The following is a 12,830-nucleotide window of genomic DNA, read 5'->3' on the forward strand; positions in this document are numbered from 1 at the left end:
TCAGTCGGCGGGACGTCCCGGCTTGTGGATGCCCCCGGGCGAGGTCGTGAAGATCTGGCAGCCTTCCGTCGTGATGCCGATGGAATGCTCGAATTGGGCCGACAGGGACCGGTCGCGTGTCACCGCCGTCCAGCCGTCACTGAGGACCTTCACATGGGGGCGGCCCAGATTGACCATCGGTTCGATGGTGAAGATCATGCCCGGCTTCAGTTCGACGCCTTCGCCCGGGCGGCCGTAATGCAGGATGTTCGGCGTGTCGTGAAACAGCAAGCCGAGGCCATGGCCGCAGAAATCCCGCACGACCGAACAGCGCTGCGCCTCGACATAGGTCTGGATGGCCGCGCCGATATCGCCCGTCGTGTTGCCCGGTCTGGCCGCCTCTATGCCGCGCATGAGCGATTCATACGTCACGTCGATCAGGCGTTCGGCGGCCCGTTTCAACTGGCCCACCGGATACATGCGGCTTGAATCGCCGTGCCAGCCGTCCAGAATATAGGTGACGTCGATATTGACCGTGTCGCCCTCGCGCAGGGGCTTGTCGTTCGGAATGCCGTGGCAGACCACATGGTTGATCGAGGTGCAGCAGGATTTGGTGTAGCCGCGGTAATTCAGGGTGGCCGGCAGCGCATCGTGATCGCGGCCGTACTGGTAGACGAAGTCGTCGATTTCCTGGGTGGTGACGCCCGGCTTGACGATGTCGACCAGGTCGTCGAGGCAGGCGGCCGTCAATTGCCCGGCGCGCTGCATGCCCTCGAAATCCTCGGGTCCGTAAAGGCGCACCTGTCCCGTGTTCTTCAGGGGGGCTACGGCGGCGTCGATATAGCTGACCATGGGGTGTCCGTGTCTTGTCCTGGTGGAACCGGCTCCGGTCGGCTGATGCCAGACGATGGTGTGCGATGCCAGACGGTTCCGAGCGTTCCTTGTTTTCGGTTATCTGATCACATACCGCCTGCGGACGCCAATTTCCAGCACCCGATGCAGCAAACTGAAGCGTCCGTGGAAACCCGGGTCGACTTTGGCCCGAACCGGGGCTTGCGGCTTGCGCTTTTCCGGAAGGCCCGCTAGGTGAAAAGGATCTGCGGGCGTGGTGGAACTGGTAGACACAAGGGACTTAAAATCCCTCGGCCCTAGGCTGTACGGGTTCGAGTCCCGTCGCCCGCACCACTTTTGTTGGCGCTATCGCCCTTCGGGCTGCTTGAGCGCGGGTTTGGTTCCAGGTTGAACCTTTCACCCGCACCAAATCATTCCCGAGATGAGCTGCTTTCCGGAACACGGGACAGGACTACTGGCCCCGACCGCGGGCGCTGACCTCAATCGCAAATTCTGCTTACCGATGACAAGGCATCCATCCGCGATGCCGGGTAGCGTGCACGTGCAGCCCTGGCGGCACGCGGCCTGCAATGAGCCTTGAGCGGCACCCCGGGACGTGCCGGTGCGCTTGCCGTCATCATACCGTTGCACAAACCTTATAGTTGTGTTTTTATGATATGCATCTTTAGATTTTACTCCTGCATTGGAGACAGATTGTGGGATATAGCGCAGAGAATGCGATAAAAACCAAATTCGACCACGCCTACAACATGACTAGTCCGGTTGAATATTTAAAAGAAATGAGATCTCTCGACTATCAAATCCCGGAAAACTCAAAAACTATCTTGAATTTTCTAATTGAAGAAAAGAAGCAGTGCACCGGAAAGGATGTGATTAAAATACTGGATATTGGTTGTTCTTATGGAATTCTTTCTGCGCTCATCAAATTCAATCTGGACCTCGAGGTTCTGTATAACAAATACAATCAGAAAGGCATGGATAAGGGACGTCTGGATGACGGGTGGTTCCGTAACCTGCCGTGCAGGAAAGACGTTGAATTCCATGGGATCGACACGAGCGCGAACGCAATAGAGTACAGTATAAGTTCAGGTTTTATCGAGAGCGGCTTGGCCGTAAATCTTGAGATGGAAGAAACTGTCCAATCCGGAAAGCTGCCGGATGATGTGGATATAATCGTTTCCACCGGTTGCATCGGATATATTACGGAAATTACTCTTGGAAAGCTGGCCGAGCACTACAAGCTGGAAAAGCCCTGGATCGCGTCGTTCGTTCTGCAGATTTTCGATTTCGAGCCGATCGGTGACGCTCTGCGAAGATACAACTACAATTCCGTCTACCTGGATCAACGGAAATTTCGCCAGCGCAAATTCAAGAATCAAAACGAAAAAACAAGTGTGACGCAGATCTTGTCGAAAAGAGCGGAAACCGCCTCCGAAAAGGAAAGGTTCCTTCTCGAGGAGTTCATGTGCGCCGACTTCTACCTGAGCCAGCCCTCGGGCGAGGCAAAGTCAAACGTGTTTTCGGTGTTTACCTAGAGCCGCAAGGGATCTTGAAATGTTGCAAGAGATAAATCCGGTCATCACGCAGAACATGGACGCCTGGAATGAAGTGGCGAAACGACATTTTTCCATCAATCGCGACACAGTCATCGGCAATCTCCAGACGCCCGGTTACTTCATCGACACGGTGCTGAAACAGGAGTTGCTGCGGAGACCGGTTGGCGCGCTCACCGTCGGCCAGTTCAACTGCAACAACGGCCGGGAAACGATTTCCGCACATCAACTCGGATTCAAGAATGCGGTCGGCTTCGACTTTTCGAAGGAATTTGTCGAACAGGGGTCTCACTATGCACGTGAGGTCGGCGTTTCCACGCAGTTCGTGGAGACGGACATCTACAAGATCGGTGCGGAGCACGCGAACTCGGTCGATCACCTGTTTGCCACGGCAGGCGCGCTTTGCTGGATGCCCGATCTGGACACCTATTTTGACATCGCCTTCAGGACGCTTTCAGTTGGTGGCTGTCTGACGCTGTGGGAAACCCACCCGTGCCTGGAGATGTTCAAGCCCGACCGGGACCGAAAGCGGGATGGTGACGAGAGACTCGAAATGCACTATTCCTACTTCATGGATGAACCGGTCGATTATCAATCCGGGCTGGACTATTACTCCAACGAAATATTCGGCAAGAAATCCGTGCTTTGGTATCATCACAAACTCTCGGATATCTTCACGGCGATACTGAAAGCGGGCTTCAGCATCCAGCGTTTCAATGAATACGATGTCGACAATTCCATCGGATACAGGGAAGTCGAAAACTTCGAGATACGACCGCCCATGAGTTTCATTCTTACTGCCGTCAAGCAAACCAGCTGATGGATGAGCATCTGGAAACGCCTGTCCGGGCCTCGTTCGGCCCGGCGCTGGCTGTCATTGTCGCGGTGAGCGTCTTCACTGTTACGCTTGGAATTGTCTATCCCTACCTGACGATCCTCTTGAGCGCACGCGGGTTTCCCTCGTCAATTATCGGCATCAACGCCGCGATGATCCCGGTCGGACTGATCATCGGCAGCATCGTCACGCCAAAATTCGCGATGCGTCACGGACCCTACGCGGTGGCCCTGCTTTCGATCTTCGCGTCCGCCGTTTTACTCACCTCCATGTATCTGTGGCTCGATTTCGCAAACAATGAAAACCTGTTCTACCTGTTGATGCCCCTGTGTGTGTGCCTGGGCATTTTCATCAATGGTCTGTTCGTGATCGGCGAAGCGTGGATCAACAAGCTCGCGCCACCGGATCTGAGGGGCCGGTTGCTCGGTGTCTACACGACCGCTCTGATTGCCGGATACGGCGTCGGGCCGATCCTGCTTTCGATTTCGGCAGGCAGCGATCTGATGATCCAGTCCGCAAGCCTTCTGTTCCTGTTGGCTGCCGCAGGGCCGCTGTTTTATTATTTCACCACAATAAGAGCGCTTGAATTCACAACCGGTACAAACCGGGCGGGCAGCGGGCAGGGCATGATCGGCTTCGCATTGAGAGCGCCGTATCTGGTGCTCTGTTTCGCCAGTATTGCCTTGCTTGACAATGCGTCGATGGCCCTGATGCCTCTTTACGGAGAAGCCCAGGGTATCGGCGTGGAAAAAATTGGCCTCGTCCTCGGGTCGATCATCATCGGCGGCGCCGTTTTTCAGCCCATGATAGGCGTCCTGGCCGACAAGAGCTCGAACGACAGGGTCATTTGTCTTGCATCCGTGGCGACGATTGCGCTGGCCTTTGTCTTCTATCTGACCAGCGACTTTTTTCTGTTGACGATCATCGCCTTTTTCTGGGGGGGAGCGGCCTTCGGGACATATACCATGTCCTTGAAAAAACTGGGCGATGAGCACACAGGTGCGGATCTTCTGACCGGAAGCGGTTTGCTGGCACTAACGTGGGGTCTGACGACAGTCGTTGGCCTGCCGGCTGTCGGAAGCCTGATCGGAGCGACGGACGAGGTTTATCTACCGTTGTTTCTCGTCGCGCTCTACGTTCCGCTGGTCGTGCTGAGCCTGAGGAATTTTCAAGACTAAATCGCGGCATCCGACGCGCGAACCGGGACCCGTCAGGAGCCGGCGAACAAGCGCGCGGTGTCGCCTCAGATCTCCCCGCTCGCCCTGACCTCCACCGCCACATCCAGAAAACTCCGGATCAGCCTGAGGTCGCGTTTTTCCGACGGGATCGCGATACAGTCGCGGTAGTGCTCGGGCATTTCATCGACGCGGACGGCGGCGAGCTTGTCGGAGGGGTAGAGGCTCTTTTCCAGAAGCAGGCCGACGCCCAGATTGTGCAGGATGGCTTCCTTGACCATCGGGAAGGTGGTGGTGCGCAGGATCCTTGGAAAGTCCAGCCCGTGTTCGCGGATCTTGGCGTGGGCGATCTTCTGGGTCAGGGAGCCGTCTTCGGGCAGGACCAGCGTTTGCGATTGCAGTTCGGCCAGCGACAGGGAGCGGCGGCCTGCCAGCGGGTGATCCTTGCGCATATGGACCTTGTAGGGGCTCCGCCTGAGCTCACGGGTGAACAGCGCCGGGCTTTCTTCCGGCTCGGTGATGATGGCGATGTCGACCTGGCGTTCGGCCAGCAGCGTCATTGCCGTGGTCCAGTTGTAGAGTGTGAAATCGATCTGAACGCTGGGAAAGAGCCTGCCGTATTGGACGATGATCGGCATGGCCGGGCGCGGCGCATTGGCGATCAGGCGGATGTGGCCGTCCGTCAGAGCGCTGTAGTCGCTGATCTTTTCGGTAACGAGCTGTTCCATGGTCGCCAGCCGGTCGGAGACGGCGAAGAGTTCCTTGCCGGCCCGTGTCAGTTCCAGTCCGCTCCTGCGGCGGACAAAGAGCTGCGTGCCCATCAGTGTTTCAAGCCGGGCGATGTGCTGGGTGACGGAGGACTGCGTGACGCCGAGTGCAAGGGCGCCGCCGGAAATGCTGCCTTCCCGGGCGGCGAAGGTGAAAGCCTTGATCTGGTAAGGGCTTGGCTTTGGGGGGGAACTCATGAAATCGTCCTCACGAACGTCTTTGGGGGCAGAAAAGCAAGAGGAAGCCTGCTGCGCCGTGCCGTCGGTTCATGACACTTCCGTATGGATTGCGCTGCCAAACCTTAGTTCGCATTAGCGACGCTTATATTACGTCACAGACGTTTCAATCAGCCTGACTAATGTCGCCTTCAGAAACGGGGGCAAGACATGACGGCCATCGCCTTGAAGGCAATCGAAAAGAGCTTCGGCAGCACACGTGTGCTGGACGGCATCGATCTGAGCATCTCCGATGGAGAATTCCTGACGCTGGTCGGTCCGTCGGGCTGCGGCAAGTCAACGCTGCTGCGGATCCTGGCCGGACTTGAAACACCGACCTCCGGGACCGTCGAGATCGACGGCAGGATCGTCAACGACATCCGGCCCGCCAGCCGGAACCTGGCCATGGTGTTCCAGTCCTATGCGCTTTATCCACACCTGAGCGTCGCGCAGAACATGATGACACCGCTGAAATTGCGAGACCTGTCCTTTGCGGGCAGGCTGCCGCTTGTCGGGCCGTTGCTGGCCCGGGAGGCGTACCGGTCCATCCTTGCGCGGGTCGAGGACACCGCGCAGATACTGAAGATAGAGCACCTGCTGGACCGCAAGCCGGGGCAGCTTTCCGGCGGGCAGCGCCAGCGGGCCGCGCTCGGCCGCGCCATGGTGCGTGAGCCCATTGCCTTCCTGATGGATGAGCCGCTGTCGAACCTGGATGCGGCCTTGCGCATTCACATGCGTGCCGAACTTGCCGAATTGCACCGGTCCCTGAAGAGCACATTCGTCTATGTCACCCACGATCAGGCGGAAGCGCTGACCATGTCGGACCGCATGGCCGTGATGATGGACGGGCAGATCCTTCAGCTCGGCGCGCCGGAGGAAATCTACAACAATCCCGTCGATATCCGGGTGGCCGAATTTGTCGGCGCGCCGAAGATCAACCTGTTGCCCGGAACACTGGATTCTGCCGGCCATGCACGGTTCGGCGACATGGTCCTGACCCGCGTCACGGATGGCGGGGATGCAGGGCCGGTGACGAGCGGACCGGTGACGATCGGCCTCAGGCCGGAGCACCTGGCCCTGTGCGACAGTGGCGCGCCGCAGTCCCTGAGCGGCCGGGTGGTTCACAAGGAGAATCTGGGCGCCGATGTCTATCTGCATCTGGCGGTGCAGGACGGTGCCCACAGGATCGTGGTGCGGACAACGCCCCGGGAGGGGCGGACCGCGTCCCTTGGCCGGACCCTGCATGTCCGGCGTCTCGAGGACCAGGCCATGGTGTTCGGCCCGAACGGCAATCGCCTCGGTCTTTCCGGCGTGGCCGGCCGCACCGTGGCCGAGGTCGCCTGATGCGGAGCGGCGGTGCGCATTGGTGGTTTGTCGGTCCGGCATTGTTCCTGATGGTGGTCATTCTCCTGATGCCCATCCTGATGGCCGGCGCGCTGAGCTTCACCAGCTACAGCCTGGGCAATCCGGGCGCGGCGTTTGTCGGCTTCGACAATTACGAGAAGATCTTCACCCGCTCGACCTACGCCAAGATGTTCGGCGCCACCTTCCGTTACGTGTTCGTGGTGGTGCCGCTCTCCGTCGGTCTGGGCCTCGGAGCGGCCTTGCTGATCAATTCGACGAAGCGCTTCGGCGATCTCTACAAGACGATCTATTTCCTGCCGGTGATGGCCGCGCTGATCGCCATGGCGATCGTCTGGGAATTCGCGCTTCATCCGACCGTCGGCATCGTCAATTCAACGCTGGAGCGGGGCTGCGGCACGTTTCTGGAAGGATGGTCCTGGTTTGCCCGGGGCTGTGAACGCGGTTTTCCCCTGTGGTTGACCGACAGGGACTACGCGATCTGGACGGTGGCCTTCATCGGCGTCTGGCAGGGCTTCGGTTTCAACATGGTGCTGTATCTCGCCGGGCTGACATCGGTGCCGCGCGAGCTCTACCACGCCGCCGAAATGGACGGCGCGAAATCCGCCTGGGACCGGTTCCGGCTGGTGACGTGGCCGATGCTGGGTCCGACGACGGTGTTCGTCGTCACCATTTCGTTCATTCGCTCCTTCCAGGTGTTCGACACCGTCGAGGCGTTCTATCCGCAAGGCGGCGGCCCGTCGAAGTCTGTGTATGTGATGATGTTCGCCATCTATGAGAAAGCCATCCAGCAGAACCTGATGGGCATCGGCGCGGCGATCACCGTGGTGTTCCTGGCCTTCGTCATGTTCCTGACGCTGGTCCAGCGCTGGCTGGTGGAAAAAAGGGTGCATTATTCATGAGTGACACAGCCCTCCCTGCCAGCGCGCCTGTCTCCGCTTCCCGTGCCGGGCCGGCTTTCCGGTTCTCAGTGGCGGAAACGGCGAAGCACCTGATACTGGTGCTGGGCAGCCTGGTCGTGCTGCTGCCCTTCTACGTGATGGTCAGCTACAGCTTCAAGAGCCCGGCGGAAATCATGCAGAACATGGGCGGCTTCTTCGGTGCCCAGGAGCTGTTCCGCGACGATTACTGCGTCAAGCTCGGCCGGGATCTGGCCGACTGCATGGTGACGCCGGTGATCTACAATTACACCACGGCGTTCCAGAAGGCGCCGCTGCTGCGTTACCTCTTCAACGGGCTTGTGGTGACGATATCGATCTTCGTCATCCAGGTGCTGGTCGCGCTGCCCTGTGCCTATGCGCTGGCCAAGCTGCGCTTCTGGGGGCGCGAGGCGGTGTTCGGGCTGGTGCTGTTCTGCCTGCTGATCCCGGTCCACGCCATCGCGCTGCCGCTCTACATCATGCTGGCCAAGCTCGGCCTGACCAATTCCTACGCCGCGCTGGTCATCCCCTGGACGATCTCGGTGTTCGGCATCTTCCTGATGCGCCAGTTCTTCATGACGGTTCCGGACGACCTGATCGACGCGGCACGCATGGATGGCATGCGCGAATTCTCGATCATCTGGAACGTCATGTTGCCGACCGCGATCCCGGCGCTGCTGGCCTTTGCCATCTTCTCGGTGGTGGCGCACTGGAACGACTATTTCTGGCCACGCATCGTGATCACCGGCGACCGCAGCCTGTTCACGCCGCCGCTGGGCCTGCGCGAATTCAAGGGCGATGCGGACGGCGACAATTTCGGGCCGATGATGGCGACGGCGACGATCATCGTCACGCCGTTGATCGTGGCGTTCCTGATCGCCCAGAGGCGGTTCATCGAGGGCATTACCCTGAGCGGCATGAAATAGCCGCGCGGGGTTTCAAGTCGGGACCGCCATTGGTTGGCGGCCCCGTACCCAGATCCCGACCGGGATCGACCGGGTGCGGACAGTTTGGCGACCGGACCGCACCCCGGCAATACGACGGAGAGTTCCATGAAAAAGTGTCTCACTGCAATTGCTTTTCTGCTCATGGCCGGTTCGGCTCAGGCGGAAGACGAGAAAATCACCATCGAATTCGCATACCCTTATTCCCACCTCTTCGATGTGACCTATGAAAAGGTCCTGCCGATGTTCAACGCGCAGTATCCGAACATCGAGGTGAAGATGCGGGCGTCCTACGAATCCTACGAGGACGCTTCCAACACCATCCTGCGCGAGGCCGTCGCCGGCGAATTGCCCGATGTCACCATGCAGGGCCTGAACCGTCAGGCGATCTTGGTCGACAAGGGCATCGCCAGGTCGCTCGAGCCGTTCATCCTCAGGGAAGAAGACTTCGCCAAGGACGGCTACCACGATGCCATGCTGGCGCTGGGCACGTTCAACGACGACATCTTCGGCCTGCCGTTCTCCATCTCCTTGCCGGTCGGCTACTACAACATGGACGTGATGGCGAAAGCCGGGATCACGTCCGCCGACCAGTTGCCCAAGACCTGGGAAGAAGTCGTCGCGACCTGCGGCAAGCTGCGTGAGGCCGGTGTCCGGAACCCGATGTTCTGGGGCTGGAACATCACCGGAAACTGGTTCCTGCAGGCGCTGATGTGGTCCCAGGACAAGCCGACCATGGAAGACGGCGCTTTCCAGATTTCCTCCGCCGAAGGCCTGAAGTCCCTGGAAACCATGAAGTCGCTGTTCCGCGGCTGCGACATGCAGAACATCGAATGGAAAGCCGCGCTTTCCTCCTTCTCGGCCGGTGAAATCGGCATGATGTTCTGGTCGACCTCGGCTCTCGGCGCCGTCGAGCGCGCGAAGGGTGATTTCGAGCTGAAAACCAACGAGTTCCCTGGTCTGGAGGCCTCCGGCCCGAAGGGCCTGCCGGCGGGCGGCAACGCCGCCATGCTGGTGTCCACGTCCGAGGACCCCAAGGAACTGGACGCTGCCTGGAAGTGGCTGAAGTTCATCACGTCCGGCCAGGGTGCGGCGGAAGTTGCCCGCACCACCGGCTACATGCCGCCGAACAAGGCCGCCAACGAAGTGATCCTGGCGGACTTCTACAAGGAAAACCCGAACAAGGAGACCGCCGTGCGCCAGTTGCCGCTGCTGCGCGACTGGCAGGCCTATCCGGGTGACAACGGCCTCGCGGTCACCCAGGTGATCTACGACGGCATCGAGGGCATCGTCACCGGTGAATATGAGGACATGAACGCGCTTCAGGAAGACCTGGGCGAAGAGGTCGGCGACCTTCTTCCTTCCGGCAACTGATCCTGTTTCCCCAATGCAGCGCCGCCCGGTCTCCGGGCGGCGTTTTCAATCAGAACAAAAATTGGAGGAAGCCGTGAAACTTCTTCAACTGACCGACATCCATCTGAACGCACCGGGCCAGACCATCGGCGGACGCGAGCCCAACGAGAATTTCAGGAAAGCCATCGGCCATGCGCTCGAGCGGCATGCGGATGCCGACGCCCTGGTCATCACCGGCGACCTGTCCGACTGGGGTGACAAAGACGACTATTTGCGCCTGAAGGACATCATCGCAGACCTGCCCGTGCCCGTTCATCTGTGCATCGGCAATCACGACGAGCGCGACACCTTCCTGTCGGTTTTCCCCGAGCGAGCGGATGAAAACGGCTTCGTGCAATCGGTTTTCGACCTGCCGGGCGGCAGCGGCATTCTTCTGGATACCTGGGGGCCGGACACCCATGCCGGATTTTACTGCGAGACGCGGCTAGCCTGGCTGGACAGCCGGCTGGCGGCACTCGAAGCTCCGGCATTCCTGTTCATGCATCACAATCCGGTGCCGATCGGCATCGCGCCGGTGGACCAGATCATGCTGCAGGATGCCGAGGCGTTCGGCGCGCTTGTGGCTGCTCACGCGGGCAAGATCCGTCATATTTTCCATGGGCATTGCCATCTGCCCCTGTGCGGATCCCTGCACGGCGTCCCCTTCAGCGCACCGCGCGGCACCAATCATGCCGGCTGGCCGGACTTCGGCAACGAAAGCAATCTCAGCGCCTGCGACCTGCCGGAAAGCTATGCGGTCATCCTGGCAAGTGAGGCTTCGGTGATGGTGCATATGGTGGAATACGGGTATCAGGGCGAGATCCGCCGCGAGGGTTCGCCGGATTATGCCGACTGGAACCGGTTGACGATGGTCCGTTAGGTCTTGCGTCGTCAATGTCACGCTCCCGTGGCGAAACTGTTACAATTCGAGCGGGAATCGGGCGTAGAAAGCGGTTCCGCCAGATTCAAGTGGAGCCGCGTGCGGTCAACGCGCCGGAGCCTGCCCGCCGCGACAAGGAGAGCCCATGACCTTTGCCGACAACCGCGTGCCCACGGGCAGCGAGCTGACCGTCCTGAAAAACGCCCGGATCGTGTTCGGCAATGAGATTGTCACAGGCCATCTGTCCGTGGCAGATGGCAGGATCGTCGCCATCGACACCGGTGTTGCGCCGCGGGCCGGTCTGGATCTTGAGGGCGACTATCTCCTGCCGGGACTGGTCGATATTCATACCGACCATTTCGAAAAGCACGTGTTTCCGCGCGCGCATGTGCGCTGGGATCCCTTGCGGGCAGCCATGGCGCATGATGCGCAGATCATCGGCAGCGGCATCACCACCGTGTTCGACAGCCTGTGTGTCGGGGCGACCATCAAGAACCCGGAACGGCGCGAAATCCTGGCGCCGATGATCGATGCGCTGGAAAAGGCACAGGCGGCCGGGATGCTGCGCGCGGAGCACCTGGTGCATCTGCGTTGCGAAATCACGGATGCGGAAACCACGCGCCTGACCGAAGAGAACATCGGCAAGGACATCGTGCGCATGGTTTCGGTGATGGAACACCTGCCCGGACGCCGCCAGAGCAAGGATATCGAGGGTTACATTGCCCGCAGGATGGCCGAAACCGGCGAGACGCGGCAGATGACGGAGCGGGCGACACAGGAGCTGCTGCGTTTTTCCGACGAGACCGGCGCCGCGGTCCGGCCCGCAGTCGTGGCCCTGGCCCATGCCCACAAGCTGCCGCTGCTCAGCCATGACGACACGGAGCTGGAGCATATCGACGAGGCACTCGGTGAAGGCATCAGCGTCTCGGAATTTCCGTGCACGCAGGAGGCCGCGCGCAAGGCCAGGCAAAACGGCATGCTTGTGGTCGGCGGCGCGCCCAATGTGATCCGCGGCGGGTCCCAGTCCGGCAATGTCGCGGTCGGCGACCTGATGGCCGAGGATCTGGTCGATATCCTGGCGTCGGACTACGTGCCGCGCGCGCTGCTGGACTGTGCCTTCGTGATTGCTGCCGAGGAGGCCCTGGAGATCGACCTGCCGCAAGCGGTGCGCATGGTCTCCGCGACGCCGGCCGAAGTCGCCGGCCTCTCCGACAGGGGGGCAATCGCGGAAGGCAAGCGCGCCGACCTGCTCCATGTCGGCGTGCATGGCGGCCATCCGTTCGTGAAACAGGCCTGGCGGGCGGGCAACCGAGTGCTTTGAGGGCGTTGTTCCGCCGGGCCAGCCGCGCGGAAATGGAACGGCATGGATCCCATGGCCAAGCCATGGGATGACGACGGCAGATGTCGGTTTGTTGCCCGTCTACACGGCCCAAGAACTGCGTCTTTGCAGGGCTGACCCTGCAATCCATGCCGTGACTTATTCTCTTGAAATACCTGACCATTTCCTCAAAAGTGAATGAAGCGCTTCAGGTCGAACCATTCCGGATTCATGGTTTCGATCAATTCGATCTTCCACTTGCGCGGCCAGGACTTGATGGCCTTTTCCCTTGCGATGGCGTGTGGCGCTTATGAATGCTCCTCGTACCAAACCAGACGTGTCGCGCTGTAGCGTGCCACGAATTTGGAGCCTTGCCCACTTTCATGTTGAAAAACTCTGCGAGAGAGGTCGTTTGTGACGCCAGTGTATAGCGTCCCGTTCTTGCGGCTTGTGAGGATATAGACCCAGAAACGCCTCATGCTCCGATAGAAAGCGGCGTGGATTGCAGGGTCAAGCCCTGTAATGACGAAGTTTGGGTGGGCGGGCTTTCTTCTCTCTACCTATCCAATTCGTCATGCCATGGCTTGACCTTGGCATCCATGCCGTTGCCTGGCGGCAGATCTGGATGCCATGAACA

11 protein-coding genes, 1 tRNA gene and 1 pseudogene are annotated in these 12,830 nt (G+C 59.8%); 10 read left to right on the forward strand and 3 right to left on the reverse strand.

The annotated features are described in order from the left end of the window. Complete coding sequence (gene map, locus WNZ15_RS07620) at positions 1-831, reverse strand: type I methionyl aminopeptidase (RefSeq protein ID WP_342892363.1); 831 nt, start codon at positions 829-831, stop codon at positions 1-3. Between the two features lie 247 nt (positions 832-1,078). Here map and WNZ15_RS07625 point away from each other — a divergent pair. The 4 genes from WNZ15_RS07625 to WNZ15_RS07640 all read left to right on the forward strand — a co-directional run bounded on the left by WNZ15_RS07625 (position 1,079) and on the right by WNZ15_RS07640 (position 4,397). Beyond that, positions 1,079-1,164, forward strand: a tRNA-Leu gene (locus WNZ15_RS07625). Between the two features lie 362 nt (positions 1,165-1,526). Next, the gene (locus WNZ15_RS07630; protein WP_342892364.1) at positions 1,527-2,366 is read left to right on the forward strand and encodes a hypothetical protein; all 840 of its coding nucleotides are present in this window, start codon (positions 1,527-1,529) and stop codon (positions 2,364-2,366) included. A gap of 19 nt (positions 2,367-2,385) precedes the next feature. After that, positions 2,386-3,204 carry a class I SAM-dependent methyltransferase gene (locus WNZ15_RS07635; RefSeq protein WP_342892365.1) on the forward strand — a complete coding sequence of 273 codons (819 nt, stop codon included), beginning with the start codon at positions 2,386-2,388 and terminating at the stop codon, positions 3,202-3,204. Then, a complete protein-coding gene (locus WNZ15_RS07640; protein WP_342892366.1) occupies positions 3,204-4,397 on the forward strand; it encodes an MFS transporter in 1,194 nt (397 codons plus the stop codon). The genes WNZ15_RS07635 and WNZ15_RS07640 overlap by 1 nt, the downstream gene beginning before the upstream one ends. A gap of 65 nt (positions 4,398-4,462) precedes the next feature. On the opposite strand, the gene WNZ15_RS07645 is transcribed toward WNZ15_RS07640, so the two are convergent. Further along, on the reverse strand, positions 4,463-5,359 hold the full coding sequence (locus WNZ15_RS07645; RefSeq protein WP_342892367.1) for a LysR family transcriptional regulator: 897 nt from the start codon (positions 5,357-5,359) through the stop codon (positions 4,463-4,465). Positions 5,360-5,548: 189 nt separating this feature from the next. On the opposite strand from WNZ15_RS07645, the gene WNZ15_RS07650 reads away from it, so the two are divergent. The 6 genes from WNZ15_RS07650 (at position 5,549) to WNZ15_RS07675 (ending at position 12,196) form a co-directional block, all read left to right on the forward strand. After that, on the forward strand, positions 5,549-6,721 hold the full coding sequence (locus WNZ15_RS07650; protein ID WP_342892368.1) for an ABC transporter ATP-binding protein: 1,173 nt from the start codon (positions 5,549-5,551) through the stop codon (positions 6,719-6,721). Then, positions 6,721-7,641 (forward strand): sugar ABC transporter permease, encoded by a 921-nt coding sequence (locus WNZ15_RS07655; RefSeq protein ID WP_342892369.1) that lies wholly within the window; start codon positions 6,721-6,723, stop codon positions 7,639-7,641. The genes WNZ15_RS07650 and WNZ15_RS07655 overlap by 1 nt, the downstream gene beginning before the upstream one ends. Further along, positions 7,638-8,585: a carbohydrate ABC transporter permease gene (locus tag WNZ15_RS07660; protein WP_342892370.1), complete on the forward strand. Its 948-nt coding sequence runs from the start codon at positions 7,638-7,640 to the stop codon at positions 8,583-8,585. Before WNZ15_RS07655 ends, WNZ15_RS07660 begins: the two co-directional genes overlap by 4 nt. Positions 8,586-8,711: 126 nt before the next feature. Continuing rightward, positions 8,712-9,977, forward strand: a complete 1,266-nt coding sequence (locus tag WNZ15_RS07665; protein ID WP_342892371.1) for an extracellular solute-binding protein — start codon at positions 8,712-8,714, stop codon at positions 9,975-9,977. A 73-nt stretch (positions 9,978-10,050) separates the two neighbouring features. After that, positions 10,051-10,875, forward strand: coding sequence for a phosphodiesterase (locus tag WNZ15_RS07670; RefSeq protein WP_342892372.1), 825 nt, complete (start codon positions 10,051-10,053; stop codon positions 10,873-10,875). Between the two features lie 145 nt (positions 10,876-11,020). After that, positions 11,021-12,196, forward strand: a complete 1,176-nt coding sequence (locus tag WNZ15_RS07675) for an alpha-D-ribose 1-methylphosphonate 5-triphosphate diphosphatase (protein WP_342892373.1) — start codon at positions 11,021-11,023, stop codon at positions 12,194-12,196. A gap of 185 nt (positions 12,197-12,381) precedes the next feature. Here WNZ15_RS07675 and WNZ15_RS07680 read toward each other — a convergent pair. After that, positions 12,382-12,672: pseudogene (locus tag WNZ15_RS07680) on the reverse strand (GIY-YIG nuclease family protein). Positions 12,673-12,830 lie beyond the last annotated feature (158 nt).

The sequence above is a fragment of the Roseibium sp. AS2 genome, from assembly GCF_038900065.1.
GTDB lineage: Bacteria > Pseudomonadota > Alphaproteobacteria > Rhizobiales > Stappiaceae > Roseibium.